This is a genomic window from Rathayibacter sp. AY1D2 (assembly GCF_002932695.1).
GTDB lineage: Bacteria > Actinomycetota > Actinomycetes > Actinomycetales > Microbacteriaceae > Rathayibacter.
Map to the genome: position 1 here is coordinate 14,876 of NZ_PSVX01000038.1, position 26,328 is coordinate 41,203.

The following is a 26,328-nucleotide window of genomic DNA, read 5'->3' on the forward strand; positions in this document are numbered from 1 at the left end:
TCGACCCGTCTCGACCGTCGTGGCGAACCAGCGGCATTTTTTGGACACGGGAGACGACCGCAGTCGTAGCAGAGTGCGCGATCAAAACCCTTCCGGGCATGTAAAGATATGGCCAGCGCTCCCACGAGAATGAGCTCGTGTTGCAGGCGCAACGGGTTCGGAGGGGTGCGTGCGGGACGCTTGGAGATTGCTCAGAACAAACCACCCAGAGCTGGTTGACGATGTCGCCGACGGCAAACGGGTGCTATGGCTCGGCTCTGGCATCTCTCGCGATCAGGTACCTGACCTAGTTGAGCTGATCGCTCGAGTTCTGCGGTTCTTACGTGACCGGGCGGCGTCCGGAGAGTCGGACGCCGGAACTCACAGTGACGCTTTACTCGAAATTCTGGATGATTATCTTGCCCACGAACGTCCACGTTATGAGAGTGACCCAACCAATTGGGAGCCACTCAGTTTGGAGGCGCTTCGCGATCAATACAGCCGCGTACTGGGTACGGGAGTGGCCGGAAAACCCAATGATTACCTGCTTATCGAAGGCGCAGGCCTACCGGACCTGTACGGAGACCCGACTCTCAACCCTGGCCCAACCCACAAGCTGATCGCAATGCTCATCTCCGAGGGTGTCATCACGACCCTCGCGTCCGGAAACTGGGACGGTTTAGTTGAGAAAGCTCTCAAAGAGATTTCTGCTACAAACGCCCTCCTAGACGTCTACGTGAACGTTGACGATCCGAGAAGCGCCCAGGGGCACGCTGAGATCGCGAAGTTTCATGGATGCGCTGTTCGCACACTAAACGATTCTGCCCGGTACCGCGACAAGATTATTGCGACAGCTGCACAAATAAGCAGATTGCACGGCGACGTTTCATACGAACACATGCGGGACCACCTGCGCAATATCACTACCCGAACCCGATCGCTCGTTCTCGGTCTTTCGGTACAAGACAGCGACCTTCTCGAGATTTTTCAGGCCGCGGCGAGCCGGAGCCCCTGGCGCTGGGAAGCCTCTCATCCAGCGTACTTGTTTGCCGAACCTACCGTCCTGCCCTCTCAGAGAAACGTTCTTGAGGTCGCGTATGGTCCAGAATTTGGCCGCGACCGCCCAAATATTCTTGAACGCTCAGCGCTCGGCGCGTATGCCGGACCAGTCACAGCTGCCCTCCTGATCGAAGTACTCGCATCAAAGCTCGCGGAGGCTCTTCGGCAGCACCGGAATCTACCGATCAACACGACGCCGTTCCTGATAGAAGGTATTCGCCGTATCGTGTTACGTATTGTCCTCGCGTTCGGGCGAGATGAGATCCTACTCACCGACTTCTTGCTAAGCGAGTATTCTGACTTTCTACGGACATACTTTGGCCCCGCAACCATTGGCGCCGCCAAATATATTCCCTTCGCTCGAGGCACCAAGAGCGAGCTTCGAACAAACTTCAACACAATTGCCGCCGGCGTCGATCTTCTCGGAGTTGCAGTCGGAATGATCGGGCTCGGCGAAAAAACCGGTCGCTGGCGCATCTCGCTGAAGAGTGGAACAACCGGAAGCCGCGTCAGACTCTCACGGGTTGGTTCAACGATCGAAACTACCCTCGTTGTTGTTCGCGGGGCAAGAGAAGCCATCGCCGCCATGGCGAGCGACGATTGGGTTAGAGGCAGCGAAAACATGGTTCTCCTGCAAATGGAAGTTGGCTCTGCTGCGTCAGCTCGTTCACCCGGGGGACGAATCGGACGAGGACGAAAGATCCGCGCGCGTCGCGAGCTCGCATGGAGCGCTATTTCTGATTCTGCAGTAGACGTAGATGATCTAATGACTCGATTTGAAACTGGAGCCAGCCTGTGATGAGCACATCGATTCAACAAGGGCTCCGATCGGAGGTCATAACTCTTCTCGTCGACAATGGATATGTCGAAGTGCCCTCCCAGGTGAAAATTGGTGACGTAGAGCTTGATGTCCCAGATCTGTGGGAAAGTCCACGAGAAAACATGGATCTGACGTTGATCGTTGATCGACCTGAAACTCGCGAATCGACATCGCGACTCTACTGGTTAGTGCAGCGTTTGGCTCGGGCACTTGACTCAGCCAGTTCGCGCCGCACCGTGACCGTGATATTGATCGGTGAACCATCCTCGAATATAAATCTCAGTGAACTGTTCGAACTTGCCAGAGTGTTGCCCGTAAACGGCATGCTCGCGACTGAGCGCATGATCGGTCCGTTGCTGCGGTTGCAATTACCAGCTACCGCTACTTCTCAACTCGACGGAATTGCAGAAGTCACGGCAGCGATAAAAGAAAAACCAGATGCTGACGACTTATTAAGGCTTATCTATGCCGCTAGTGCCGGTGCCAGCGTAGTCAGCGACCGATACCGCGTTTGGCTCGATGAGTCGTTTGCAAGAATGGAGGGCTCTGATGCCTGACCTGCGCCTAAGGGAACTCGTTGTTGAGAATTTTCGCAGTATCTCTGGGCGATGCGTCGTTCCTCTCGACGGTTCAATCACGCTCGTTCACGGCGCGAACGGTGCAGGAAAAACTAGCTTGCTGAGTGCAATTGAACTCGCCGCAACTGGCCGAGTTGGGTTCCTGGAAGAACAGAAGGGAGATACGCGGTCGCTTCTTCTCAATCAAGATTTCTCGCTCGGAAGCGTCCGGTTGTCCTTAATTGACCAACAAAACGTAAGCCGGGTGGGTTCGTTCGAGCTCGACCGAGACCATGTCACGGGGGAAGCCGCACTGACGCCGGCGGAGCAGACATACTTTCTAGAGCGCAGCTTCCTGCCGCAAACCGCGCTAGGGCGACTCTTAGAGTCGTATACGGAGAGCGGAAAGCAAGTGGACACCGCGCTAGTCCGTTTCGTGAAGTCACTTGTTGGCCTTGACGATCTCGACGCACTTATCGACGGACTACATGCCGCCGGAGACGTTAGAAGAAGTAAAAGGTTGATTTACGCTTGGAATCGTAGCGCAGACGACCTGCAAGCGCTAAAAGATCGGCGAAAAGAAATTGTGAGTCGATTGAGCGTCGCTAGGGCAGATTTTGACGCCGCAGTGGCAACGCTTCGCGATCTCGTCGGCGATCCGGCCTCAACAGATGTTAGCGAGCTTTTGCGAGCATCGACCGAACAAAGTCGGGCATCTGAGACTGATCGCGCTGGACTCGCCCGCTTGGCAGAATTACAAGCCACGGTGGACGCTATTGCAAACATGAGACTGCGTTCAATTGCTGTCCACTCAAGCAGAACCGATCAGTTCGAAGCACTTCGGGCAGAAAAAGCTCAATATGCGTTCGAGGCCTGGGAGTCAGGCATCGGAGCGATAGCGCTTGCCGAACTCAATCGCATGCGCGAGATCTCATTGGGTCTACCTGCTGTCACCATTAGGCACATCGCAGATGCATTTGCCGAAGCTGTTGAACGCGCCGCACGACTTGACCAGCAGCACACTAATGCACTTGTGGCAAATCGGGAACGCGCCGTAAGGGTAGCCGGCCTGGACCAACGAATTCGCGAGCTTGATGAAGCAATCAACACTTTAGAAGAAGACGCTCGCGGGATTGAAGTTTCACAGGACGTTCGCATTCTGATTCAGATTCTCGAACTTGCGGTCCCAATAACACGCACCGACCGCTGCCCAATTTGTGATGAGCACTTCACTGGGTCGGGGTCGCTCGTGGACCACTTTGCAGAGAAACTCGATCGGTTGAGTGTCGACGCAAGTCGAATCGTCACTATCCAACGAGAACTGACAAAACTTCAAAAAGAACGGCTGGCGAGTTCTGGGCAAGCTGTTCTCGAGAAGAGCCTGCCCACGCTTTCGTCGGGTAGCTCGATGGATCAACTAATTCGTGACCTGAATGGAATGGCTGATGTTGTCGCCGAGGGCAGTGAGTTGCGCCGAGACCTCCAGTCGACGCAAGCAAGCATTGCTGAGGCGAATGCTCATGCAGCCGAACGCGCGATCATCGCCGATCGCGCGACTGCGGTGGCTAAAGAACTTGATATTGCATTCAAGAGTCTTTCCGCTCAAGAACCAGATGTAAAGCTTGGGCAGGAGATTGCGAAGCGCGTACAGGCGATTCGCAACAGCAATATTCGGCAACTCCGCGAAAGAAAGGCGCGCGAAGCTATCGAGGATGCTCAACGGGAAGTGAGGAGGTGGGAGCATGAGTTGACTAAAGCTGAGCAGGAGATGGCAGCCTTAAAAGCTCAACTGCTCACTGCCGAGTCGCGGATGGTCGGTTCCCGCCAAGTTCTACAAACAGCCGAGCGCACGAGATCCAAACTCATCAATGAGGTTTTCGATCAATCGTTGAATTCGCTATGGGCACAGCTATTCAGTCGCTTTGCTCCGTCTGAACGATTCACTCCCCGCTTTGTGAAACAAACCCAGGCGAGCCGGTCGGTGGACGTCAGCCTTGAGACCGAGCTGCCCGGCGGGAAAGCATCAGGAAGCCCTGGTGCCATGCTCAGCTACGGCAACACAAACTCCGCCGCTTTAGCGCTGTTCATGGCCTTACATCTATCCGCTCCCAGTGAGCTTCGATGGCTCGTCTTCGACGATCCTGTTCAATCCATGGATGATATCCACGTTGCAAATTTCGCCGCAATCGTGCGGCAACTCGCTTTCGTTCACGATCGTCAGGTGATCATCGCAATCCATCAACCGGAGCTGTTCGATTATCTTTCCCTCGCACTAGCACCTAGCCACCCAGCCCAATCGCTGGTGCGTATCACGCTCGACCGTGGAACGGGGACAACAGTTGCAGACATAGATCGCGTTGAGTACGTGGATGAGCCATCGTTGCGCCAAGCGAATTGATCCTGCTCAGCGCAGATGCAATTAGCGTGGCAGCGCGACCGGTTCTCTAGTTCAGTTGACAACTGGTTCGAGGAGGAGCGACCAGCCGGCTGGCTTCTCGACCGCGCGGCCGTCGTGGTCAGTGAAGACGTAGAAGTAGAACGTGGAGAGCCGCTTGTCGTTGCTGCCCGACAGGGCGCCGGCTGCGTAAAGCCGTGTCGTCCACTGCTCCCCCATGACGGCTTGCGCCCAGGCGGTGTACTCGTCGGGTTCGAGGATCTCTGAGTTGCCGACGAGGAGGTTGACGCCCTTCACGGACACGCTCACCAGCGAGAGCGTCGGGTCGGCGCCGGAATTGGGTTCGAGTTCCGCGGCAGGTCCGCGGTCCATGAGGACGGACACCTCGGAACGACGGTTGGTCAGAGATCGTCCCTTGAGGCGTGGGAGTTGCCGTGCGCGAGCGTGAGCGAGCTCGTGCAGCTGAGCGTCGGTGAGCCCGGGCTGTGAGGTGATCCGCTCGCCGGCGTCAGTAAAGAGGGTGCGTTGCATCAGGCGGATGTCACGCTCGTGCTTGTTGACGATCTTGCGGACGAGTGGCGAGACCATGCCCGGAGTTTAGAGGGAGAGAAGACAGCCCTCTGCCGGTCGTGGGACGCTGACGGTATGACGACTCCCCGCTCTCCTCTGGCGCGAACCGCGTTGTTCGCGAACGGCATGGTCTGGTTCGGGGCGTCGGTGATGTTCTTCGCGATCGCCGGCGAGCAGACCTACGCGGCGTTCACCGGTGAGTGGTTCAACGTCCTCGGCTGGGCGCTGATCCTGGCCGTGGCCGTGGGGCTGGCGGTCGTGGGTGTGATCGAGAATCGGAACATTCGCGCGGGGAAGAAGTACCGGCCGCGACCGCGGCGCCGATGACTCGTACGGCTCATGCCGCTCTAGTGGTCTGGCTTCTTCTGCTGACCGGACTGTTCGCCGTGCCCGTGGCTGGTGCGCTCTATCAGGCGCGGGATCCGGAGTACTCCTGCCTGGTTGACCGGCAGGCGCCGCCGTCGAACGGCGTCGACTACGAGTGGAGCGTGCGGGCACGGATCACCCCGTTCCCGCTGGGGCTCGAGTGCACGTTCATCCGGCAGTCCGGGGAGGAGATCGTCGAAGGTCCGGGCTGGCTGCTGACGATGTTCGCCGCCTCCGCCGGCGCCTTCGGCGCGGCATCGATCGCTGCGCTGGTGTGGCGGGCACCTCGACCAGCCTCCTCGCACCGGACCGTCACGTAGACGAAGCACTCCGACCAGAGCTCGGCGCGTGGTGACCGGGGGGTCGAGGGGGCTCTCCCCCTCGTGCGGGCCGGCCCATTTCGAGTCGGCTCGCCGCGCGTTCAGAGCGCGAGCGTGCGGAGCATCAGGAGGGTGGAGCCGATGGGGGTGCCGAAGTCGGTGTAGTCGTGGGTCGCTCGGTGGTTGGTGATGAGGTCGAGGGCGACCAACTCCTCCTCGGACTCGTCGGCCATCGGGTCGGGGTCGTCGTCCCATGCTCGGAGCACGGTCCGGTCGGCGTCGAGGACTCGCCAGAGGCCCCACACTCCGGCGACGGGCCCGGTCGACTCGTACTTGAACACGAGAGCGGTCGCGGTGGGCCAGCCGTGCGCGGCCGCGGCGTCGATCAGCGCTCGCGCGGCCGCGGCAGTCGCGGCCTGGTCGCCGGTGGCGGTGGCGGCGTCGACGGCGGCTTGCGCGTCGCGCAGCGCCGGGGTGTGTCCCCACACGTCGACGTCGACGGTGGGAGTCGTGGTGGTGGTCATGGTGAGCCTTTCTGCAAAGTCGAGGCGGGAGGGGGCGGGCTAGCTGAGGCTGGCGGCGTCGGCTGCGGTGGTGTCGCCGGTGACGACCTGCTCGACCGGGGAGAGCGCGTAGCCCCATGCCGCGAGCTGGCGGAAGTGAGCGGCGGCGCGCTCATCTCCCCGGCGCCACGACTCCTTGCTCGTGTTCGCCTCCTCGCCTCCGAGAACCACGGCCAGCGCGACGAGGCGGGCCTTCGCGGGGTTGGCCTCGACCAGCGCGCCGAGAGCGTCGGCGTGGTAGCCGGAGGGCTGCGCGATCCCGAGGAGGGTGTGCGCGAGGGCGTTGCCGTTGCTCATTCCGGAGGACACCGAGAAGCGGTGCACGGTGAAGCCCAGAGCGATCACCCGGTCCGCGTCCTTCGGGAGGGTCTTGCGGGAGGGTCTTGCGGGAGGGTCTTGCGGGAGAGGAACGAGGCGATCCACTCGCGGCGCACCGTCTCGGCCGCGTGCCACGCCTTGTTGTTGGCGACGAGGGTGCGACGCTCGGCCTTCTGCTCGTCGGTCATGGGGCCTGCGGTGTTCCCGCCCTCCTTGCGGAAGCCAGCGGCGCGGGGGTCGGAGAGGTAGTAGCTGACATCGGCGCTCGAGCCGGTGAACACGACCCGGACGTAGGCGGCGCGTCCCTCGACGTTCTCGATGTCGGCGGCGTCCACCCGGCAGCTGTCCTCCTTGCGGAGGTCGCGGATGCTGGTGTGGCTGGTGTCGCCGTAGTAGACCTCGCTGTCGAGGATCGCGAAGCCGCGGGCGGTCAGCTCGGCCTCCGCAGCGGCCTTGACCTGTGCGCAAGCTCACTCGTCGCGGGCGCGCTGCGCGGAGCGTTGTGGTCCGCGGACGCTAGATCGGGGCATTGATCGTTCTCGCTAGTCCGCTGGACGATCCGGACCGCAGTCGTCTCGTCGCTCTCCGCGATCTGGACAGGGATGGTGGAGGGTCCAGCCTCGCGGGTCGCTAGCAAACGGCGCTGGCGGGCGCTACTTTCGAAGCCACGAGCGTTGACCGTATCCAGCCGAACCGCCTCCACATAGGCGGCAGGAATGATTCCGCGACTAGGCGAAGAGACGCAGGTCGCTTTCGAGCAACCGCTCCTCTTTGAGTGCGTCGATGAGCGCTCGAAGCGCACCCACTGCGAAAACTTCCGCACTACTGTAGTCATCAGAACTTGCGGCCTTGTGTGCGGCATGCAAAGCTGCCTGGTGTTTCGCGTGAATATCATTCACAGAAAAAACGGCTTCGAGAAGGTCGGCGAAATCCTCGAAATAGCGGTAAAGCGTGCCGATACCGACGCCAGCGCGAGCAGCCACTTGGGCGGTCGTCGCCCTTTCTCGGCCGACCTCGACGATGGTCTGCCGCACTGAAGCGACGATCTCTGCTCGAGTCCGATGAGCGCGATTCTGAAGTGGTACTACCGGTGTACTGCGTTTGGCTGACCTTGTCATACCTACCATCTTCACACCTTTGGGGTCTAATATGACACATACTCATGTGACGATTACAGCGCCTCGTCGAACCTGCACCAACCCCTACTATCGCCGCCAGGTGCTTCTGAAATATGTAACCAAGAAACCTCTTCGCGCTTGAAAATCCTTCACTGCAAAATGAGCGATCGCCATACTTCCTGCCTTCCATCACCCCAGCGAGAGCTGAGAGTGCGCGGCAGTGGACAGGGCTGATGACCACGTGGAATTTATTTCTTTCGAGGCCAACACGTTGACTATCGACGCGGTCGTGTGCGCTCCATGCTGCGACCATCCGTACACGGCCCTCGCAGTCCCTGATCTCGTGCATCACACCGGCGGGGACGGCAGCACTGTGATTCTTTCCCTCATGTCATGGCTGGTCGAAGCCGACCTCCATCGCTTCGCATTTCCACCCCGTAACTTCTGGCGACGTCATGGTGCGCTCCGCAACCAGTAGCCGTATACTCCCGACATGACAACGACTGCCCTACAGGGCCTCACCCAGCAACTCACCGACGTCGATAATCTGATTGACCGCCACCAGGGCAGAGGCCGGCCGGGAACTAATGAACAGCCCCTGTTGCGCTCGTGTGTTGTTCTGACATATGCAGCCTGGGAGGTATACATCGAGGAGTCTCTCGTATGGGTCGCCGAACGACTAGTGGCTCCCCCGCACGGCATCGAAAAGCTTCCGCAAGCTACAAAGAACCTTATAGCGCTTTCGGTATCAAAAAACCCATGGATTCTGAGTGAAGATGGTTGGCGCACGCAAACACTTTCCATTATCACGAACAAAGTAAGAGGAGATGCGCTGAATCCTACCGATTGGGGATTGAACACTGCCGACGTTAGACGTATTAACGCTTTGCACATAGAAGTCTTGGGCCAAACGCTTCTTTCGCAGTGTAACTGGCAGAACTTTACTAATCAAAACGTACTTGACAAAATCAACGCCCTAGTCCGACTCCGGAGTGAGATTGCCCATCGCGGCCAAGCAGATAATCTTTCTCTCCCTCAGATTCAACAATACAGAGATTTCGCCCAGCGACTTTCGGAAAAGCTCGACTCCGTTATCGAGGCCTGGGTAACAAGCCAGCTCGCTAAGGCTTAAGTGATCTCGAGCTGCCATGAGTGATGATGAAAAAGTACAGTGGATGCGAAACACCCTCCTTTCCTACTTGGAGATCCTTGAGCTGGACGGTTACGAGCATTTGACAGAGAAGGCTCAAGGATTAGAAGTAAGCCGACGCATTCTTGCTGAAATCTTGCCGAATGAGCCCTTTTACATCGATATGAATCAACCCAACTGGTACTGGGACGTGAAAACGCCCGTAGCCAAAGCAATTGGCGTTTTGAATGACTGGAGTAACATTAGGAAATATCTCGACGCCGAACCTCCTACAACCCCGTCCGACTCACTGCACCCAGTTGTTTGGGGGGCAGCAAAGGATCTTTGGAAGATTGGTCATCACCGCGAGGCCGTGGCACGAGCTGCGACGTTCTTGAATGCTCACATTCAGGACAAGTCGACGCGAACCGATATTTCGGACAAGAGTTTGATGGGCCAAGTGTTCTCTGATGGTGCCGCTTCCGAGAAGACTCCTCGATTGCGCTGGTCCGGATCGGGATCGTCTGAGACGACCATGTCGATGCGGAACGGTTTGGCTGGTCTAGCTCAGGGGATATTCATGACTATTCGTAATCCTGCAAGCCATGAAACAGCTCAGATTGATCCGCAGATGGCCCTCGAACAGCTTGCGACACTCAGCCTCCTCGCTCGGTGGGTCGACGAGTGCCAGCTAGACACTGGCACAGAGGCGCGACGTTCTTCCGACACCCCTCATAGCGGTTGAGCCGCGCGCCGAAGCATCGTAGTGGCGTCCTCACCCACCACGAGGACACACAGTCAGACTGAAATCGGGACGGTACTCATGTCTTTGGAACCATTGGCGGGAACGGCCCGGCAGGCGCTGCTCGCGATCGACGACGCCACCGGCTAACGGGCTCTCGCCCTCACGCTCTATGACATCCCCGAGCCGCATCCGGATGCGACCTTCGACGACATCGTGGCCTTCCGTCAGAGCAAGCAGAAGCTCCTCACCCGGTACATCGACGGTCTCCGGGACGTGCGGCTCGCCGTCGCCGAGGCGGACGACAGCAGGGAGCTCGAGGACGCGCTCCTTATCTACAAGGCGCGCGTCACGGACCTGCACCGAGCATCCAGACCCCTGAAAGACGAGGCCGACGGACGACTCGATCCGACGACTCTGCTGATCCCGATGACCGAGGTCGGCGTCGCGGTCGGAGACTGGTTGCCCTCAGGGCCGGGCTTCGCTCCGATCGTCCTGGCGGTGCGAGCCGTCGCGTCGGTCGTCACTCTGCGCCGACACGACGCGACGTCCTACCTCTCCGCTGCGGTGGCGAAGAACCTGATCGAGGCGCCGGAGAGCCGGGCGGTGACGGTCGGCCTGCGGGACTGACCGCGTCACAGCGACTCCGGTCATGTCTCCGCCAACCGCGGGCGCGGCCAGTGATCTGCCACCACCGCTCCGGTACCGTCTCCCCCATGCCCGACCCCACTCCCGACGCCCCCGAGGTCGCCGCCGAGCACCTCCGCGCCGAGCTGCAGCTGCGGCGCTTCGGTCGGCTCCGCCTCACCATCGACATGGCGCTGGGCAGCGGGATCCTCGCTCCCTACGACCTCGTCGTCCTCCGCCTCGACACCGGCGCGGAGATCATCCGCGTGAAGGCCGACCTCACCGATCCCCACTACCTGCTCGGTCAGGTCGAGCTCGACCTCGAGACGAAGACGGTCGCCGAGTTCCTCGAGGAGTGGCGTCCCGCCTGACCGGGCCGGCACAGCCGCGATCCCGGGGACGGGACGGGGCCGAGGCGACCGGAGCAGGACTATGGAGATCCGCGCCCCCTCGCGTCACAGATCCGCAGGAACCTTGTCCCGCTCGTCGGCGACCACCACCGGCACCCACGCACCGCGCGCCGGCCGCCCCGCCCACCACACGTACACCCCGGCGGCGACCACAGCGCCTCCGGCCGCGATCGCCCACCACGGGAACCCGGCGACGTCGGGCGACTCCCCCGCCGCGTCCACGTCCGACTGCGGCGTCGGGATCACCCTTTCGCCGGTGACGAGGATGCGATGGGTGTTGATCCCGAGCGGGGTGCAGGTGACGAGGGTCAGGAGGTCCTGGCCGGGCTGCACGAGGAGGCTCTGCGTGTCCTCCGGCTCGACGACCAGCGTCTCGCGCACGCGGTAGGTGACCACCTCGCCGTAGACCTCGATGGTGAAGGTGTCGCCGACGTCGACGCGGTCGAGGTGGGTGAAGAGCTCGGCCGAGGCGAGGCCGCGGTGGCCGGTGAGCACCGAGTGGGTGGAGGGGCCGCCGACCGGCAGGGCGGTGCCCTCGAGGTGGCCGACGCCGCGCTCGAGGACGGCGTCGCTCGTGCCGTGGAAGATCGGCAGGTCCACGTCGATGGCGGGGATCCGGATCCGGGCCATCAGCCCCTCGGCGTCGCCGCGCAGGAGGGAGGAGTAGCGCTCGCGGTCGGCGACCTGCTCGTCGTCGGCGAGGGGGAGGCGCTCGTTCGCGGCGACGGCCGCGCCGCCACCGCTCAGGCTCTGGTTGTAGGCGCGGGCCTCGACGAGGTTCTGCCGGAGGGTCTCGGCGCCGAGGTCGGTGATGTCCTGGGTGAGGGAGTCGATCTCGCGCGCCTGCTCGACGGCGCTGAGCCAGCTGGCGGCGACGGGGTACAGCAGCAGCGCCACTCCCGAGAGGCTGATGAGCGCGATGACCAGCGGGGCGATCGGCAGCCGCCAGCGCGGCCGGCGGTGGATCCGCCTCCGCGGAGGAAAAGGGCTGGAGACAGAGGAATGCGGGGCACCCGACGGGTGCCCCGCATTCGACTTCGTCATGGTGCGACGTTACTCCGCGGTCTGAGCAGCCAGCGCGGTGCGGCGGCGCGAGGCGATCAGGCCCGAACCGATCGCGAGGGCGAGGAGCGCGCCTCCACCGAGGGTGAACCACTGCGCGCCGCCACCGGTGAGGGGCAGGGCGAACGCGGGCACCTGGGTGTGGAGGAACTCGACGTAGTTCTGGATCGGCGCGGTGGCCGAGCTCGGTCCGGCGACGACCTGCGTCAGCACCTGGGCCGGGGTGGGCAGACGGAATCCGGCGGGCGGGGTCAGCTCGCGGACGTAGTAGTTGCCCGGCGTGATGATCGGGATCTCGACGAAGCCGTTCGCTCCGGTGGTCCAGTTCTGGTTGCCGTTGATGAACACCGGGTTCTGGCCGAGGTTGGCGTCGTTCTCGGTGAGGAACACCTGGTAGACGGCACCCGCGAGCGGCACGCGGTTGGCGCCGTTGTTCTGGTAGGCGTACACGGTCAGCTGACCGATCGGGGTGCTGCCGGTGACCGTCTCCGTGGCCCCGTTCACGACGCTCGTCGCCGAGTTGGTGATGATGCCGTTGGCCGGGATGGCGGTGGCGCGGGTGAGCACCGTGAGGGTGACGACGCCGCCCTGCAGGCCCTGGAGCTTGGTGAGGCCGGACTGCAAGAAGTTCAGCGTCACGTTCCGGGTCGCGGCGTCGTAGCCGAGCGTGTAGTCGGTGTTCGCGATGAACGCCGGTGCGGGCGCGGTGCCCGCGGCGCTGGTCACCGTGATGCCGGTGGGCGCGACGCCGGCCGGGCCGGTCGGCAGGTAGGTCAGCTCGGCGGGGAGCGTGTCGGTGAGGGTGAACGCCTCCAGCGCGTCACCGGCGGCGAGCACCGGGACGTCCGAGGCGATGGCCCAGCGGATGAGGTCGGGGTTGCGCGCCTCGACCGAGTTCGCCGCCGCGGGGACGCGCGTCTTGGTGAGCTCCGTGACCGCGTTCTTGGGGTAGACGTGGACGTCGTAGATCCACTGGTTCGCCGGCGCACCGGTCGGACCCGTCGGGAACGGCAGGGTGACGAGGAACGGCGCCGCACCGTTGGTCGCTCCGGCGGGGAGCTGGGTCTCGGTCACGAGGTAGAGGCCGATCGGCATGCTCGCGCCGTTGTTGAACACGGCCTCGCCGTCCGTGCCGCTGGTGGCGGTGAAGGTGTCGGCGGCGGTGACGCGGGTCGCCGCGGTGCCCGGGGTCAGGTTCGCGACCTGGTTCCAGCCGTCGGGCGTGGTGAGGTCGACGCCCTGGACGCGCGCGGCGGTGAACACGGCTCCGGGCAGCGCGTCCCCGGGGACCGTGATCTCCTGGCCGGTGCCGATCGCCTGGCCGTTGTTGGATCCCAGCGCGAGCTTGTGCACAGTGAGGGTGCGGCTGATGGTCGGGTCGATGTTGCCGGGCAGCGTGACCGCTGACGCCGGCGCGACGGCGGTGAAGACCGCCGCAGCGCTCAGCGCGAGGACGCCGGCTGCGGCGGCGAGCCGCCTGGTGAGTGAGCGGGACATGTGATCTCTCCTACTGAGGTCGTGAGTGCTGGTGCCGTGGAGTCGAAGGTGTGCGGGAAGGGGTCTGCGGGAGAGCGCCGGGGCTCTCGGTCGGGGCGTCACCGGGAGGGGCCTCGCAGCCTCCGGCGCCGCTCCCAGAGGAGGAGGCCGAGTGCGAGAGTGAGCACCGACCCCCCGCCCAGGAGGAACGCGTCGGTGCTGGCGCCACCGGTCAGCGGCAGGCGTGTGGGGTCCACGGGGGCGTTGACGAAGCGGTAGACCGCCGTCTGACCGGCCGTGGGGGCCGTGATCGTCCGCGAGGCGACCGGGGACCACGTCGTCCCGGTCAGGCGCTCGAGACGCAGTTCCTGGTACGCGAGGCGGCGGGTCGGATCCGTCGCCGCCTCGGACAGCGTGTAGCCGTGGCCCGGTCGCACCTCGAAGGTGCTCGCCGGGTTGCCCGCGGCGGCGTACTCCGCGCCGGCCCGGGTCTCCGTCGGGAGCGTCGCTCCGGCCAGTGCGGCGGGCGTCGCGGTGACGCGCCAGTCGGCCGCCTGGAAGCCGGTCTGGGGGCGCAGGACCTGCTTGACCAGGGTGATCGTCGCGCTGGCGTTGTCCACGGTGCAGGTGACGGCGGCGCCGTTCGTCGGGGTCACGTCTCCGGCCGCGCTCACGGTGAGGACGGCGCCGGTGTCGGTGCGGCACTGCCAGGGCCCGGTCTGCACAGAGGTGGCGGGGCCCCCGGTCTCGGCGAGCCGGTAGGCCACACCCGGGGTGACGGGGATCGCCGACACGCCCGCGGAGCCCGCGCGGCCGGTCGGGCCGGGCAGGGCGCCGGTCGGGCCGGTGGCGCTGAGCGTGAAGTCGCTGGGCAGCGCGCTGCCGGAGCTCACCGTCTTCACGAGCGTGAGGGAGGCCGTGGGCCGGTTCACGATCGAGCACTCGACGACCGCCGCGGAGGCGATGCCGGTGAGGCTCGCGCTGATGACGGTCCCCGACTGCGAGAACGTGGTCGCCCGCGCGGCGCCGTTGACCGTGCAGGCGCCGCTGACGAACGCGAAGCCCGTCTGCTGCACCTCCGAGACGGTGAGCGTCGCCCGCGACGCCTCCGTGCCGAACAGGACGGTCCAGGCGGCCTGACCCGCCGCGTCCGTCTGCTGGCGGGGCGACTGCTCCGGCAGCAGGGCGACGGTGCCCGCGGTGGCCGTCGCCGTCGTGCCCACCGTCCAGTCCACGCCGGGGCGGGTCGTGCCGGAGGCGTCCCGGATCGTCTTGGTGATGCGCACCGTGGAGGCGGGGCGCGGGGAGTTGAAGAAGGTGCAGGTGACGTTGACGCCGAGCCGGTTCGGGAGGGTGACCGTGCCGGTCGGGTTCGAGCCCGTGCTCACCCGCACGCCGTCCGCGTAGCACTCGTAGATGCTCGTGTAGGCGGTGATCGGGGAGGCGGAGCCCGCGGCCATCGCCTCCGAGACCGTCACCGTGCTGTTGATCGGAGTGGGGAAGGGGCCGATCTGCGCGGTCTGGCGGCCGGTGGTGGCGCCGGTGGTGGTGGCCGTGGCGAACGGCGACGCCGGGGAGCCGGCGGCGGCCGTGAGCTGGAACTGGTCCGCCGCGGCCAGGCGCCCGACCACGCTCTTCTGCACGGTGATCGTGGCCGGCGAGGAGCAGCCGGAGAGGTCGACGGCATTGACGCTCACGCGCGGCGTGCCGCTGACGCGGGTCCAGGTGGTGGCGTCGAACTCGTAGGCGCTGCCGGGGATGGCGGGAACGCCGTTCGCGGCGGCGACGTCGCCGTTGGCGAGGTAGACGGTTCCGCGCGGCGAGAAGGCGATGCCGTTGATGTTGGCGAAGGCGGCGTCGGTCCCCGTCACGGCCTTCGCGATCGACGTGTTCACCGGGAGGGTGCCGCCGGTCGCCGCGGCCAGGGCGTCGGCCGGCACTGTGAAGATCGCGGCGCTGCTGGCGTTGTTGACCGAGCCCGCGCCGACGACGTAGAGGTTGCCGCGAGCGTCGAACGCCATGTCGCCGTTGCCGTTGGGGGTTCCGGAGGTGGGGAAGGAGCCGACGAGGGCGAACCGGGTGGCGACGGGGTTGGCCTCCGTGAAGCTCCAGATGTAGAACTGGCCGCTCGCGAAGCTGCCGAACAGGTACCGGCCCGTCCGGAGGTCGACCGCGCCGGCGACGATGCTGCCGGCTACCTGCGCTCCGCCGGCCACGGTCGTGTACGCGCTGTTCGCGATCCTCTGGAAGCCGGCCTCCGGCGTCCACTTGAGGACGGCGTCGACGTCCGTCGCGTCGGACGAGCGGTCCAGCGCGTAGGCGAAGGCGCCGTTCGCACCGACGCCGAGCGCGTTGGCCTCGGCGGTCCCCGACCAGCTGCCGATCGAGGTCAGGGATCCCGTGACGATGTCGGCCTGCTGCAGGGCGCCGGCCGCCGTGAGGGAGTAGAAGCGGCCGGTGTCGCAGAACAGGCGCGGCGTCTGCACGGTGTTCGTGAAGGTGCAGAGCACCTCCGTTCCCGCCTCGCTGGGGATCGTGATCGACCCGGCGGCGGATGCTCCGGAGGCGATGACCGTGCCGCCGCGCGAGCACTCGTAGCTGTTGGAGTACCCCAGGCCCGCGCCCGCGGTCTGCGCCTCGGCGATCGTGTACGTCGCTCCGGACTGCACGGTGAGGCGGCTGATCTGCGCGGCCTGGATCCCGGTGGCGGTGCCCGTGGTGGTCGCCGACGCGAGGACCGTCGTGCCGCTGCGCACCGAGAGCGTGAACTGGTCGCCCGTGGCGCTGCGCACCGGCAGGTTCTTCCGGACGGTGAGGGTCGTCGCGGCCTGGATCGTCACCGACGTGGGGGCGGAGGCGATGAGGCCGGTGGGAGTCGTGGTCCCGGTGCTGTACGTCCCGGCGGCGGCGGCCACCACGTCCACGGAGATCGTGCACGAGGTCGCACCCGCGGCGAGATCGCCGCCGAGCGTCGAGACGCTGGAGGATCCGGCGGCCGCGGTCACGGCGAACGCCGTTCCGGTGACGTCGGTGCAGGACCCGCCGACAGCAGGCGTCGGGGCCACGACGAGGCCGGCCGGGAGAGCGGTCGAGAAGCGCCAGTCCGCCTTCGCGAGGAGGTCGCTGGTGTTGGTGACCGTGTAGGTCAGCGTGGTCGGCACCGTCGCGGTCGGCACGGCCTGCGTGAAGGCCGCGTCGAGAGCGGGGGTGACGTCGAGCACGCGGAGGTCGTCGACGGCGAAGGCGCTTCCCGTGCCGGTGACCGTGTTCACGAGCTGCACCTGGGCCGCCGCGATCTGCGCCGGAGTGAGGAGCGCGGTGCTCGTGCCGGTGTAGGCAACGGCGCGGGCGGAGGCGGGGAGCGCGGGATCCACGAGCGCACCGAGGCCGCCGACCAGCGGGAGGGTCGGGGACGTGTAGAACACGCTGCCGGTCGCGGCGCAGGGCACGACCGGTGCGGCGAATCCGGTGAGGACGGTCGACCCGCCCGACACCAGGTTGAGGGAGAGGGACGCGTTGTTCGTCCCGCACTGCCCGCCGGCGGCGTTCATGCCGACGGCGTAGTAGCGGGCGGCGGGAGCGGAGACGCCGATCCCCGCGGCGCTCTGGGCGACGGTCGTGCCGCCGGTGACGGCGGCGTACGGGTACTCGACCAGGGCGTGGTTTGCCTGCGTGCCGGTGTTCGAGCCGTTGGCCGGTGCGGTGCTGGAGGTGGACCCCGGCACTCCGGCCGCCACCTGACCGAGGACGTCCGCCATGCGGCGGGTCTCGCGTGCGGCCGACGATCCCGTGCCGACGGTGAGGAGGGGCCGGGTCGGGCAGAAGGCGGCGTTGGGGTACGGCGCCGTGTAGTTGACCAGGACGCCGGTGCAGTTCGTGGCGGTCGACCAGCCGGTGGCGGCCGTGTAGCGGCCGTTCGCGTAGGCGGTGAGCGCGCTCGGGGTGGCGGTCAGGCCCTGCTCGAAGGTCTCCGTCCACACCTGTCGCGGGGCCTCGGCGACGCCGGCCGCGAGCGTGGAGAAGCCTCCCGCTGCTCGCGCCGTCGCGGGCGGGCCGCGGTCCGACTCCTGGTCGTCGTCCGAGGCCGCCGGAGGAGCGGGCGCCGACTCGGCGGGCGCCGACTCGACGGGCTGCTCCGTCCCTGCGGCGCCGCGGGGTGCTGCGGGATCGGGCTCATCCTGAGCGGGCTCCTCCGCCGTCGCACTCGGCGACTCCGCGGCCTCGGCGGGTGCGGGAGAAGCGGAGGTCGACGGGGCGGACGCGGAGGGGGCTGGTGCCGAGGTGGCAGACGCGGAGGGGGCGGGTGCCGGATCGGCCTCGGGGGCTGCCGGCGGTGTCGGTGCGACCGGCGTCGGGAGAGGGGCGGGGGCGTCGCCGGCGACCGGATCCGCCTGGTTCGCGGCCTGAGCGGAAGAGGAGGCGGAGACGTCGCCGAGCCCCCACGATCCGACGAGGAGAGCGCCGATCGTCGCGAAGACGACGGCCCGCATTCCGAGGCGCGACGGCGCACGGTGCCGTGAGGGGCGGCGCCGCCGGGTCGTGAAAGCCATGGTTCTGCTTCTCAGTCCTGTAGTCGGTCGTGGAGATGAGCGAAACGTCGACACGACGAACGACACGGATGTCGCAGCGAGTGCGGAGGCCCCAGACTCCGAAGGGGAGCACGCATTCCGCGCGGGCTTCCGAAGATGAACGTATAGGTCGGCCTCCCTCTCGCCATAGAGAAGTGGGCCCCCCTTGTCGGGGCCATAACCGATGAGAAAAGGACCGGGGTGAAGCCGAATATGGCGCCTTTTGACGGGTCCTCGCGAAGGAGTTCTAAGAAGTGAGCGCGCGCGACCGGCTCGGCTCACTCCTCCCGTCAGGTCCCGTGCAACGCTCGGGCCCCACCCGGCCACGTACTCGGTAGACGCCCGACCGACGAAGGATGGACCCGATGACGCGACGCACACTCGACGACCTGCTCTCCCGCAGCGACCCCGCGACCGACGACCGGGCGCCCGGCGTCCGCACCGCCCTGCACGCCGTGATCGCCGAGACCCGCGAGCGCGCGCCCCGCCGTCCCGCGCGGTCGAGGGCGTGGTGGCTGGCGGCTCCCGTCCTCCTCGTCCCGGGTCTCGTGCTGGCGACCAGCGCCGGCACCGACGTCCGCTCGGTCCCCGACTTCACGATCCCGATCACCTACACCACCGACTCCGGCTCAGCGGTGTCGTGCTCGATCGACTACTTCAACGGCGAGATCGACTACCGCGAGGTCACCACCTCCGCGACCGACTACCTCCGCGCGCAGGACTGGAACGGCATCGGCCAGCGGATCCACGACGACGCGCTCGCCTACACGACCGACCCCGCCTGGCTGGCCTCGGACATGAACAGCGACGGCCCCGGCCTCTCGGAGGAGACGATCCGCTGGCGGGCCTGGATCACCGCCGCGGACGACCACATCCTCGACACGATCCCCGAGGGCGTGATCGTCGAGGGCGACGGCGGCCTGGGCGGCAGCACCGACTGCACGGGAGCGCTGTGATGAGCGCCGGCGAGGCGGCGCCGTCGATGGCCCGCAGCGTCGTCCGCTCCCCCGCGCGCGACCGCGGGGCAGAGATAACGGCCCTGGTCGAGCGGGAGGCGGCGGACCTGCTCCGCTACTTCGCGCGGCGGACGGCGAGCCCCGAGGACGCCGCGGATCTCCTCAGCGACACCCTCCTGATCCTCTGGCGGAAGGAGCGGTCGATCCCCGAGGACGAGACGCGCGCGCGGATGTGGGCGTTCGGCGTCGCACGGCGGGTGCTCTCGGGCCAGCGCCGCACCGCTACCCGGAGGAGCGCGCTCGTCGAGCGGCTGGCGGAGGAGCTCCGCATCACTCCGCCCGCACCCGCCGACGACGCGGCGGAGGACGTCCGCGCCGCGATCGCGCAGCTGAAGCCCGTCGACCAGGAGATCATCACCCTCGTCTACTGGGACGGCTTCTCCCTCGCCGAGGCGGCCGAGATCCTGTCCCTCCGCGCCGCGACCGTGCGGAGCCGCCACGCGCGGGCGCGGGCGACGCTGCGGGACGCGCTGGCGGCGGCGATGTGAGGAGGGGTGCGCGGCGGGGGTGCCGGCAGCACCATCCGGAACACGTGGGGCCAGGCCGGCACAACGCCCCAGCAACGAACGACGTCCGGCCCCGCCCCGCGGGCACCTAGTCGAGGAAGTACGCGTTCACCTTCTCGTCGGTGTCCAGGATCTCCTCCGAGGGCACCCCGACTCGGGCCGCGAGGTCGATCGCCCCGAGAAGCGCGACCTCGATGTCGGGAGAGAACGCCCGGTCGAGGATGTCGATGAAGTGCAGCATTCTCGTCTCGAGCTTCGCCAGGAGATCGGCGTAGTCGGCGGCCAGCTGTTGATCGAGTGAGCGCTGGTCCTCGAGATATCCGGCGATGAGCGCTTCTTCCCGGGCGGAGAGCGAGGACGACGCGACGCTGAACATGACGGAGCCGACGGTGTTGCCGATGACGGCGCCGAGGACGGGGACCGGGATGAGCACCTGCCCGACGACCGAGGACAGCGCGCTGATGCCGGCCTGGAGGCAGAGGATCTCGGAGTTCTCGATGAACTCGATCTCGGAGATGTCGCCCGCTCGCAGCCTGCTCGCCTGGCCCGCGATCCCCAGCGCGGCGGTCGTGACCGTGTTCGCCGTGGCGGCCGACGTCGCAGTGAGATTGGTGAGTGAGTAGATCGTGAGACCGCGGATACCGCCCTTCACCGCGCCGAGACCGGAGGCGTTCGCGATGTCCTTCCAGTCGTCGGCCGAGAACTCCTTGAGCTTCGTGCCTTCGCGGCGCTTGGCGAGGACCGCGGAGACGAACGCGGTCCCACCCTCGATCCCGGCGGCGGCGACGGTGACCTGAGCGCCCTGGCGCACCGTCGCCCGGTTCTCCCGAACGGCAGCCGTGCGGGCGGCCTCGTCGGTCGCCGTGATCCTTCCCTCCTCCGCCGCGAACGTGTCGGTGTACGCACCGAGCTGCACGTCGCGGTACTCCAGCCGGGAGGGCTCGAGTGCCGCGATGTCGATCGTCTCGCTCGAGAAAAACGTCTTCACCCGGTTCCAGTCGCGGAGGGACGGACCGTCCCCGCTCCGGGAGAGGACCTTCGCCGCATCCTCGGCGGACATCGCGTGCAGCTTCTGGATGACCTCGAAGTGGTCGCTCGGGATCTGGTACCTGCCGCCGTTCCTCACGAAGTCCGGGTACCTCTCGAGGTGCTCCGTGATCGCGCCGAGGCCGAACCGCCCGCCGGCGGCGGAGAACTTCTGCTGGATCAGCAGGCCGTTCCGCATTAGATCGACGGGGCCGTTGTCGTTCACCCAGGAGTTGCCGCCGGTCGTCCCGAGCACAGCGGCACGGGCGTTGCCGATGCCGACCTCGGCGACCTCGGCGATGAATCCATGCGCGCCCTTCACCCCACCGCGGTTCGACGAGACCACGTCGCCTATGTGCAGGAGGGCTGTATCCAGATGGTCGAGAGCCGTCGAGAGGTTCCGGTCCTGCCTGCTCAGGGCGCCCATGAGTCGATCGACGCGCACCTGGTTCAGGTAGCCCACCCAGGCGGCGACGGCCTGCTCGTGAGTGCTTCTGGCGACGTCGGCGAGATCAGGCATCGTCGGCGGCCTGCTCCACACGGGCGCTCAGCAGTGCCGCACTCGCTTTCGCGACGTTCACCAGCGCGGCGAGCTGCGATTGCTGGGCGGGAGCCAGGGTCGCGAAGTCCGCCCCGAAGAGCGGCAGCGCCTCGCCGTAGACCTTCAGAAGCAGCTCTCGAGTAGAGGCGGTGCGCTGGAGGAGGTCGTCGATCTGCGCGTCCATCGCCTGCACCTGCGCGATGTTCCGCATGACGGCGGTGAGCATCTCGTGCTTCGTCTCGCGGTTCTCGAACTTCTTCTTCGTGAACAGGACGACCGAGGTGAGGACGGCGGCGCCTGCGAGGCTCCAGCCGACCGGGCCTGCCAGCGCGAGCAGCGCTCCTCCCGCGACGGTCCCTCCGCCACCGGCAGCGACGGCCCCGCCGCCGAGCCATGCCAGGGCGGCCTGGCTCGCAGCGGCACCGGACAGGGTCGAGATCGCGGTCCCGGTCGACGCGGTGCCGAACGTGGTGGCGACCCACATGGCGGCGGTCGGCGCGACGCTCGCGATCGCCGCTCCGGCGGTGACACCGGCGCCCGCTCCCGCCGCGGACTTCCGTGCAGCGACCAGATCAGCGCGGGCGATCTCCTCGGCGTCCAGGAACCGGGCTCTGTCGAGCTCGATCTGCTCGAAGTCCCCGCTGAAGGACTTGGGCGTGTTGGCGATGCTGTTCACCACGAGCTCGACGAGAGCGATCAGGTCGGTGGAGCGCTCGCGTTGCCGGAGGAGGGAGAGCCCGTCGTCGCTCATCGCCGTGAAGGCGCGGTTGTACTCGGCCGTGACCTCCTCGTACGACTGGAGGCTCCTCGGGCCGAACTTCTCGGCGGCTGCTTCGCGGAGATCGCCGGCCTGCTCCATCACCTGCGTCGTAGCGCTCCGCGCCCGCTTGCTCAGATCGCCGGCAGCTCGTGCGACTCTCTCCTTCGCCCTGTCCAACTCCGGTCGCTCGACCATCACCCGTACCTGTTCCCCGTAGACGCCTTTTCCCGGCTCGACACTATCCAGCCGCGTATCGAAAGGTGATCGGGAACACCGCTGCCAACGCTTCTCGGACACCCCTGCCGGGCGAGTTGCCCCCGCCGCTGTTCCTCCGGCTCGCGGCCCTCCGCGCCCCTTCACCCGGCACCCCCGCCTGAGTAGCATCCCCCGCATGAGCAGGCTCGTCGTCTCCGTCCTCACCTCGCTCGACGGCCGCTTCGAGGGGCCCGGGCACGACCTCTCGGCGCTGCCGTTCGAGGACGCGTTCAACGACCACAACCTCGAGCTGCTGCGCCGCGCGGGCACGCTCGTCTACGGCGGCGGCTGGTTCCGCGACAACTGGGACAGCTGGAGCGCCGTCGCCGCGGACGGAACGGCGGGCGAGCGGGAGCACGAGACCGCGCGGCTGGTCACGTCGCTCGACGCGCTGGTGATCAGCGACTCCCTGGCTCCCGATCCGGCGGCGCCGTGGGCCGCCACCACGCGGATCGTGCCGCGGGAGCAGGGTCCGGCCGAGATCGGACGGCTCAAGCAGGGCGACGGGGGCGACCTGCTGATGTTCGGCAGCGGCACCACCTGGAATCCGCTCCTCGAGCAGGGTCTGGTGGACGAGCTGATCGTCCTCGTCGGCGCCGGACTCGCGGGCGGCGGCACGCCGCTCTACTCCGGGGTGCCGCAGCACGGGCTGCGCCTCCTCGACGCGACGGTTCTGCCGGGCTCGGAGCTGGTGCGGCTCCGCTACGACGCGAGCGGGGCCGGCGGGCGCTGAGCGGGACCTGCCGACGCGCGAGGACGCCGGCGGACCTGCGCCCTTCGAGCCGTCGAGGCGCTCGCCTCCGCCGGGGTGCGCACGACCCCGGCTGAGACAGGGCGGCCTCCCTCAGGAGCCGACGCCCCCTCCCGTCAGCTGACGTCGTGCGCGCGAGGCGCAGGGGCCGCCCCGGACAGCGAGCGGTCGCCCGACGCTGCAGGCCTGCGGAGTGCCCCGGCGCACAGCCGGACCCCCAGAACGACGCTCGTCACGCCTCCCGCCAGCAGCCCGGCACACACCGCGGTCCAGATCGTCATGCTCGAACTCGGCACGGCGTGCAGCCCGAAGACGAGCCCCGCTCCGCTGCCGACCAGCGCGGCCGCGACCAGTGGGATCGTGAGCGCCGAGCTCTTCTCGGCGGCGGTCCACGACGAGCTCCACAGGACCAGAACGGCGCCGATCGGCCAGCCGATTCCGGGGATCAGCAGCCAGCCGAAGGCGAAGACCAGGGAGGCCGCGACCGCGAACCACCGACGGGCGAGAATCCCCCGCACATTTCCGTGCTGAACTCCGGCCTGGACCTGATCTGACATGCGTCGGAGCCTACGGAGACGGACGGGACCGCGGCACGAACTGGCGCAGGGCCCCCGCGCACCGGCACACGGCGCGGCGAGAATCGCGTCTGTGGCGCAGCGAACGCGCCACCGTACTCCGAAGCCTTGGCCACCTGTGCACGCCATCAGTACCTTGTCACGCAATGTTCCACCCGGAACAAGAAACGGAGACACTCATGTCTGGATTCAGATCCAAGCTGATGGCGGGGATCGCCGTCCTCGCACTCGCTCTCACCGGAGCCGCGCCTGCGAGCGCGAGCACGGAAGCCGAGCACTCGGAGGTCGTCATCGCCCGCGAGTTCCTCTCGGAGTACGGCGTTCCCTCCGAGACGCAGGACGACCTGGTCGAGGCGTACCTCGCCGGCGAGGCGTGGGACTCGCTGTCGAGCGCTAACCCGACCGTGATTCTCAATCAGATTTGTCAAGCCAGCGGGGATGGTTTGGCTCGCCTGTTCTTCCTTCTCTCCCAGCGTTTTTTTGCCTGGAAGGCACGTAGTGCCGAGCAGGGTCGGGGGCGGGAGCGCAACCCGGAGGGCGGAGGAGGAGAGGTTGTCGGCGCGATGTGAGGGAGCGCAGCGACCGCGTGCCGAGAACCTCGGAGGAGCCGGCCGCGCAGCGGCTTGCGCGGACACTGGAGGCCCGTACGCTGCCGAAGGCTTCCAGGCAAAAATGCGCACAGCGCTCAACACCGCCGCCGGCCAGAGGCCGGTGTTCGCTCGGGTCTGTGAACCGCGACGCTCGTCGCGGCGGCTCTCAGTGGTCTTCGGTGAGGTGGCGGTAGATGGTGCCGCGAGACACGCCGAAGGTGTCGGCGATCTGCTGGACCGTGTAGGTCTTCTCGTCGTACATCGCACGCGCCTGTTTCGCCTTCGTCGGCGTCATCTTGAAGCGCCCGCCGCCCTTACGTCCGCGAGCTCGAGCGGCGGCAAGGCCGTCGTGGGTTCGCTCCACGATGAGGTCGTGCTCGAACTCCGCGATCGCGGCGAGCATGTGGAAGAACAGCCGGCCGCCCGGAGTGGTGGTGTCGATGCCCTGAGACAGCGCCTTCAGTCCGACGCCGCGCTGCTGGAGGCCGTCGGCTACCTCTTTCAAGTTCCGCACGGACCGGCCGAGGCGATCGAGCTTCGTCACGACGAGGGAGTCACCCTCGCGGAGGTAGTCGAGAGCGTCCTCGAGCGCGGGACGCTTCGCGAGTACTCCGGAGGCGTGCTCGACGAACACCTTCTCGCAGCCGGCTGCCGTGAGCGCATCGGTCTGAGCGTCGGGGTTCTGGTCTCTGGTCGAGACGCGCGCGTATCCGATCGAAGCCATAGGCCTGACTGTACTGCGAACGTAGGTTGCGGGTCATAGCTCTCGGACACGGGCCGTGGAACACGGCGCGCCGATTGGACCGCCGCGCTGCTCGACCGTCTCGTAAACGATCGTTCGCGAACACCTCGGCAGTGGTCGCTCAAATCGATTTCTGTCGATAACATCGGTGCATGCCGATTGATCACGTGCGGGGCACCTCTGCCGCCGTCTCCCTCTTTCACTCTTTGGCCGACCCGAAGCGTCTCCAGATCGTGCGGCGACTTCAGCATGGTGAGGCTCGGGTCAGTGATCTAGTGGCGGAGCTGGGCGTGGCGCAGTCGACGGCTTCTGAGCACATGAGCTGCCTGCGCGAGTGCGGCCTGGTCGTGGGGCGTGCAGAGGGACGGCAGGTGTTCTACTCGTTGGCCCGTCCGGAGCTGATCGATCTTCTCGAGTCCGCTGAGGCACTTTTGGAGGCGACGGGGTTCCAAGCGGATCTGTGCGGCACGTTCGGGGCGGAAGCACGGAGCGCACGTGACGTGGACGCTGCCGCATCGGAGGTCCGTCGGGGCGTGGAAGTGGCGCCGTGATCGGCACTATCGCGGCGGCAATCGGACTGTTCGCTGCGACGAACATCGATGACATCGTGGTTCTGACGGTGCTGTTCCTCGCGTCCGCCCGTGGCTCGCTGCCGGGCTGGAAGGTTGTGGCGGGGCAGTACCTCGGCTTCGCGACTCTCGTCGCGATCAGCGTCGTTGCCGCCGCCGGGTTGACGATCATCCCGGATGAGTGGGTGGGGCTTTTGGGCCTGATCCCGCTGGCGATCGGTCTGTACGGGCTCATCCGCACCCTGCGCAGCAGGGGCGATGATGACGACGACGATGACGAGAGTTCGATCAGTGCGGTCGGGCTGCTGGGCGTTGCGGGGATCACGATCGCGAACGGCGCGGACAACATCTCCCTCTACACGCCCGTATTCCGCACGAGCCCGATCGCGGACACGGTGGTCACGATCATCGTGTTCTTCCTCCTCGTCGCGGTGTGGTGCCTGATCGCTCGCGTCGTCGGCACGAACAAGACGGTGACCGAGCTGTTGGAGAGGGTCGAGCACTGGCTCGTGCCTGCCGTATTCATCGGCCTGGGTCTGTTCATCCTGATCGAGTCGGGTGTTCTGCCTCGACTCCTCGAGCTGTTCTGATGCCCGCCACGCGCAGGCTCGTCCTCCGAGTGGCTTTCATCGCTGCGCTGATTGCGGCCGCGTTCGGTCTTGATCAGCTCACGAAGAGCTGGGCCCTGACAGCGCTGGAAGACGGACGCACGATCGAGCTCGCTCTCGGAGCGCGGTTCGAGTTGATCTTCAACCCCGGCGTCGCCTTCGGGATGGGCTCCGAGCTGGGACCTGCACTGGCGGTCGGACTGATCGTCATTCTTGTGACCCTCACGGTGTGGGTGTTCGTGCGGACCATCCGCGGGGCTCCGCTGGGTGGACCGGCACTTCTCGCTCTCGCCGCCGGCGGTGGCGCAGG

28 protein-coding genes are annotated in these 26,328 nt (G+C 66.3%); 16 read left to right on the top strand and 12 right to left on the bottom strand.

The genetic code is table 11. From position 1 onward, the window contains the following. The first annotated feature begins 187 nt into the window (after positions 1-187). Genes C5D04_RS11250 through C5D04_RS11255 form a run of 3 tightly spaced genes read left to right on the top strand, consistent with a single transcriptional unit; the run spans position 188 to position 4,813 of the window. The gene (locus tag C5D04_RS11250) at positions 188-1,837 is read left to right on the top strand and encodes an SIR2 family protein (RefSeq protein ID WP_146087862.1); all 1,650 of its coding nucleotides are present in this window, start codon (positions 188-190) and stop codon (positions 1,835-1,837) included. Continuing rightward, the gene (locus C5D04_RS17970) at positions 1,837-2,415 is read left to right on the top strand and encodes a hypothetical protein (protein ID WP_146087863.1); all 579 of its coding nucleotides are present in this window, start codon (positions 1,837-1,839) and stop codon (positions 2,413-2,415) included. Before C5D04_RS11250 ends, C5D04_RS17970 begins: the two co-directional genes overlap by 1 nt. After that, positions 2,408-4,813: an AAA family ATPase gene (locus tag C5D04_RS11255; protein ID WP_181137701.1), complete on the top strand. Its 2,406-nt coding sequence runs from the start codon at positions 2,408-2,410 to the stop codon at positions 4,811-4,813. The genes C5D04_RS17970 and C5D04_RS11255 overlap by 8 nt, the downstream gene beginning before the upstream one ends. A 51-nt stretch (positions 4,814-4,864) precedes the next feature. Here the strand turns inward: C5D04_RS11255 and C5D04_RS11260 are convergent, their stop codons facing one another. Next, positions 4,865-5,398, bottom strand: a complete 534-nt coding sequence (locus tag C5D04_RS11260) for a hypothetical protein (protein ID WP_104347713.1) — start codon at positions 5,396-5,398, stop codon at positions 4,865-4,867. Positions 5,399-5,455: 57 nt separating this feature from the next. Here C5D04_RS11260 and C5D04_RS11265 point away from each other — a divergent pair, with 57 nt between their 5' ends. Next, positions 5,456-5,707: a hypothetical protein gene (locus C5D04_RS11265; RefSeq protein WP_146087864.1), complete on the top strand. Its 252-nt coding sequence runs from the start codon at positions 5,456-5,458 to the stop codon at positions 5,705-5,707. Then, entirely contained in the window at positions 5,704-6,066 is a 363-nt protein-coding gene (locus C5D04_RS11270) for a hypothetical protein (protein WP_146087865.1), read from the top strand. Before C5D04_RS11265 ends, C5D04_RS11270 begins: the two co-directional genes overlap by 4 nt. Before the next feature lie 101 nt (positions 6,067-6,167). Here the strand turns inward: C5D04_RS11270 and C5D04_RS11275 are convergent, their stop codons facing one another. From C5D04_RS11275 to C5D04_RS11290, 4 genes are all read right to left on the bottom strand, one after another. Next, positions 6,168-6,590, bottom strand: coding sequence for a hypothetical protein (locus tag C5D04_RS11275; RefSeq protein WP_104347716.1), 423 nt, complete (start codon positions 6,588-6,590; stop codon positions 6,168-6,170). A 39-nt stretch (positions 6,591-6,629) separates the two neighbouring features. Then, on the bottom strand, positions 6,630-6,974 hold the full coding sequence (locus C5D04_RS11280) for a hypothetical protein (protein ID WP_104347717.1): 345 nt from the start codon (positions 6,972-6,974) through the stop codon (positions 6,630-6,632). Next, positions 6,971-7,282 carry a hypothetical protein gene (locus tag C5D04_RS11285; RefSeq protein WP_104347718.1) on the bottom strand — a complete coding sequence of 104 codons (312 nt, stop codon included), beginning with the start codon at positions 7,280-7,282 and terminating at the stop codon, positions 6,971-6,973. The genes C5D04_RS11280 and C5D04_RS11285 overlap by 4 nt, the downstream gene beginning before the upstream one ends. 393 nt (positions 7,283-7,675) lie before the next feature. Beyond that, a complete protein-coding gene (locus C5D04_RS11290; RefSeq protein WP_181137702.1) occupies positions 7,676-7,981 on the bottom strand; it encodes a helix-turn-helix domain-containing protein in 306 nt (101 codons plus the stop codon). A gap of 577 nt (positions 7,982-8,558) precedes the next feature. Here C5D04_RS11290 and C5D04_RS17975 point away from each other — a divergent pair. The 4 genes from C5D04_RS17975 (at position 8,559) to C5D04_RS11305 (ending at position 10,934) form a co-directional block, all read left to right on the top strand. Further along, positions 8,559-9,197 (top strand): HEPN domain-containing protein, encoded by a 639-nt coding sequence (locus C5D04_RS17975; protein WP_146087867.1) that lies wholly within the window; start codon positions 8,559-8,561, stop codon positions 9,195-9,197. A 16-nt stretch (positions 9,198-9,213) separates the two neighbouring features. Continuing rightward, positions 9,214-9,939, top strand: a complete 726-nt coding sequence (locus C5D04_RS11295; protein ID WP_104347720.1) for a TIGR02391 family protein — start codon at positions 9,214-9,216, stop codon at positions 9,937-9,939. 213 nt (positions 9,940-10,152) lie between these two features. Beyond that, positions 10,153-10,566, top strand: coding sequence for a hypothetical protein (locus C5D04_RS11300; RefSeq protein ID WP_104347721.1), 414 nt, complete (start codon positions 10,153-10,155; stop codon positions 10,564-10,566). 86 nt (positions 10,567-10,652) lie between these two features. After that, positions 10,653-10,934, top strand: coding sequence for a hypothetical protein (locus tag C5D04_RS11305; protein ID WP_104347722.1), 282 nt, complete (start codon positions 10,653-10,655; stop codon positions 10,932-10,934). An 84-nt stretch (positions 10,935-11,018) separates the two neighbouring features. Here C5D04_RS11305 and C5D04_RS11310 read toward each other — a convergent pair whose 3' ends face one another. From C5D04_RS11310 to C5D04_RS17980, 3 genes are all read right to left on the bottom strand, one after another. Then, the gene (locus C5D04_RS11310; RefSeq protein WP_219815025.1) at positions 11,019-12,017 is read right to left on the bottom strand and encodes a class C sortase; all 999 of its coding nucleotides are present in this window, start codon (positions 12,015-12,017) and stop codon (positions 11,019-11,021) included. Positions 12,018-12,026: 9 nt separating this feature from the next. Next, positions 12,027-13,532 (bottom strand): SpaH/EbpB family LPXTG-anchored major pilin, encoded by a 1,506-nt coding sequence (locus C5D04_RS11315; protein WP_104347723.1) that lies wholly within the window; start codon positions 13,530-13,532, stop codon positions 12,027-12,029. Positions 13,533-13,630: 98 nt separating this feature from the next. Next, a complete protein-coding gene (locus C5D04_RS17980) occupies positions 13,631-18,061 on the bottom strand; it encodes an LPXTG cell wall anchor domain-containing protein (RefSeq protein WP_146087868.1) in 4,431 nt (1,476 codons plus the stop codon). Positions 18,062-18,444: 383 nt separating this feature from the next. Here C5D04_RS17980 and C5D04_RS11325 point away from each other — a divergent pair, with 383 nt between their 5' ends. Both C5D04_RS11325 and C5D04_RS11330 read left to right on the top strand, forming a co-directional pair. Next, positions 18,445-19,035, top strand: a complete 591-nt coding sequence (locus tag C5D04_RS11325; protein ID WP_104291925.1) for a hypothetical protein — start codon at positions 18,445-18,447, stop codon at positions 19,033-19,035. Continuing rightward, positions 19,035-19,583 (top strand): RNA polymerase sigma factor, encoded by a 549-nt coding sequence (locus C5D04_RS11330; protein WP_219814020.1) that lies wholly within the window; start codon positions 19,035-19,037, stop codon positions 19,581-19,583. Before C5D04_RS11325 ends, C5D04_RS11330 begins: the two co-directional genes overlap by 1 nt. A gap of 106 nt (positions 19,584-19,689) precedes the next feature. On the opposite strand, the gene C5D04_RS11335 is transcribed toward C5D04_RS11330, so the two are convergent. Beyond that, positions 19,690-21,147, bottom strand: coding sequence for a hypothetical protein (locus tag C5D04_RS11335; protein ID WP_104291926.1), 1,458 nt, complete (start codon positions 21,145-21,147; stop codon positions 19,690-19,692). Continuing rightward, the gene (locus C5D04_RS11340) at positions 21,140-22,030 is read right to left on the bottom strand and encodes a hypothetical protein (protein ID WP_219814021.1); all 891 of its coding nucleotides are present in this window, start codon (positions 22,028-22,030) and stop codon (positions 21,140-21,142) included. The genes C5D04_RS11335 and C5D04_RS11340 overlap by 8 nt, the downstream gene beginning before the upstream one ends. Positions 22,031-22,319: 289 nt before the next feature. On the opposite strand from C5D04_RS11340, the gene C5D04_RS11345 reads away from it, so the two are divergent. After that, the gene (locus tag C5D04_RS11345; protein WP_104291927.1) at positions 22,320-22,916 is read left to right on the top strand and encodes a dihydrofolate reductase family protein; all 597 of its coding nucleotides are present in this window, start codon (positions 22,320-22,322) and stop codon (positions 22,914-22,916) included. 134 nt (positions 22,917-23,050) lie between these two features. On the opposite strand, the gene C5D04_RS11350 is transcribed toward C5D04_RS11345, so the two are convergent. Next, positions 23,051-23,491, bottom strand: a complete 441-nt coding sequence (locus tag C5D04_RS11350) for a hypothetical protein (RefSeq protein ID WP_146078440.1) — start codon at positions 23,489-23,491, stop codon at positions 23,051-23,053. A gap of 197 nt (positions 23,492-23,688) precedes the next feature. Here C5D04_RS11350 and C5D04_RS11355 point away from each other — a divergent pair, with 197 nt between their 5' ends. Continuing rightward, positions 23,689-24,078, top strand: a complete 390-nt coding sequence (locus C5D04_RS11355; RefSeq protein WP_104257770.1) for a hypothetical protein — start codon at positions 23,689-23,691, stop codon at positions 24,076-24,078. Between the two features lie 187 nt (positions 24,079-24,265). Here C5D04_RS11355 and C5D04_RS11360 read toward each other — a convergent pair whose 3' ends face one another. Next, positions 24,266-24,823, bottom strand: coding sequence for a recombinase family protein (locus C5D04_RS11360; RefSeq protein ID WP_104256092.1), 558 nt, complete (start codon positions 24,821-24,823; stop codon positions 24,266-24,268). 170 nt (positions 24,824-24,993) lie between these two features. Between C5D04_RS11360 and C5D04_RS11365 the strand changes: the two genes are divergently transcribed. From C5D04_RS11365 to C5D04_RS11375, 3 genes are all read left to right on the top strand, one after another. Beyond that, positions 24,994-25,392, top strand: coding sequence for a helix-turn-helix transcriptional regulator (locus tag C5D04_RS11365; protein ID WP_055794452.1), 399 nt, complete (start codon positions 24,994-24,996; stop codon positions 25,390-25,392). Beyond that, complete coding sequence (locus tag C5D04_RS11370; RefSeq protein WP_055794455.1) at positions 25,389-26,000, top strand: cadmium resistance transporter; 612 nt, start codon at positions 25,389-25,391, stop codon at positions 25,998-26,000. The genes C5D04_RS11365 and C5D04_RS11370 overlap by 4 nt, the downstream gene beginning before the upstream one ends. 29 nt (positions 26,001-26,029) lie before the next feature. Further along, positions 26,030-26,328: signal peptidase II (locus C5D04_RS11375; RefSeq protein WP_219813674.1), on the top strand; the 299-nt coding region annotated here is incomplete at its 3' end.

Bases quoted from the DNA above. Each gene is read 5' to 3' on its own strand.
- C5D04_RS17970 (WP_146087863.1), top strand. From the start codon at position 1,837: ATGAGCACATCGATTCAACAAGGGCTCCGATCGGAGGTCATAACTCTT.
- C5D04_RS11255 (WP_181137701.1), top strand. From the start codon at position 2,408: ATGCCTGACCTGCGCCTAAGGGAACTCGTTGTTGAGAATTTTCGCAGT.
- C5D04_RS11260 (WP_104347713.1), bottom strand. From the start codon at position 5,398: ATGGTCTCGCCACTCGTCCGCAAGATCGTCAACAAGCACGAGCGTGAC.
- C5D04_RS11265 (WP_146087864.1), top strand. From the start codon at position 5,456: ATGACGACTCCCCGCTCTCCTCTGGCGCGAACCGCGTTGTTCGCGAAC.
- C5D04_RS11270 (WP_146087865.1), top strand. From the start codon at position 5,704: ATGACTCGTACGGCTCATGCCGCTCTAGTGGTCTGGCTTCTTCTGCTG.
- C5D04_RS11275 (WP_104347716.1), bottom strand. From the start codon at position 6,590: ATGACCACCACCACGACTCCCACCGTCGACGTCGACGTGTGGGGACAC.
- C5D04_RS17975 (WP_146087867.1), top strand. From the start codon at position 8,559: ATGACAACGACTGCCCTACAGGGCCTCACCCAGCAACTCACCGACGTC.
- C5D04_RS11295 (WP_104347720.1), top strand. From the start codon at position 9,214: ATGAGTGATGATGAAAAAGTACAGTGGATGCGAAACACCCTCCTTTCC.
- C5D04_RS11305 (WP_104347722.1), top strand. From the start codon at position 10,653: ATGCCCGACCCCACTCCCGACGCCCCCGAGGTCGCCGCCGAGCACCTC.
- C5D04_RS11310 (WP_219815025.1), bottom strand. From the start codon at position 12,017: ATGACGAAGTCGAATGCGGGGCACCCGTCGGGTGCCCCGCATTCCTCT.
- C5D04_RS11315 (WP_104347723.1), bottom strand. From the start codon at position 13,532: ATGTCCCGCTCACTCACCAGGCGGCTCGCCGCCGCAGCCGGCGTCCTC.
- C5D04_RS17980 (WP_146087868.1), bottom strand. From the start codon at position 18,061: ATGGCTTTCACGACCCGGCGGCGCCGCCCCTCACGGCACCGTGCGCCG.
- C5D04_RS11325 (WP_104291925.1), top strand. From the start codon at position 18,445: ATGACGCGACGCACACTCGACGACCTGCTCTCCCGCAGCGACCCCGCG.
- C5D04_RS11330 (WP_219814020.1), top strand. From the start codon at position 19,035: ATGAGCGCCGGCGAGGCGGCGCCGTCGATGGCCCGCAGCGTCGTCCGC.
- C5D04_RS11335 (WP_104291926.1), bottom strand. From the start codon at position 21,147: ATGCCTGATCTCGCCGACGTCGCCAGAAGCACTCACGAGCAGGCCGTC.
- C5D04_RS11345 (WP_104291927.1), top strand. From the start codon at position 22,320: ATGAGCAGGCTCGTCGTCTCCGTCCTCACCTCGCTCGACGGCCGCTTC.
- C5D04_RS11350 (WP_146078440.1), bottom strand. From the start codon at position 23,491: ATGTCAGATCAGGTCCAGGCCGGAGTTCAGCACGGAAATGTGCGGGGG.
- C5D04_RS11355 (WP_104257770.1), top strand. From the start codon at position 23,689: ATGTCTGGATTCAGATCCAAGCTGATGGCGGGGATCGCCGTCCTCGCA.
- C5D04_RS11360 (WP_104256092.1), bottom strand. From the start codon at position 24,823: ATGGCTTCGATCGGATACGCGCGCGTCTCGACCAGAGACCAGAACCCC.
- C5D04_RS11365 (WP_055794452.1), top strand. From the start codon at position 24,994: ATGCCGATTGATCACGTGCGGGGCACCTCTGCCGCCGTCTCCCTCTTT.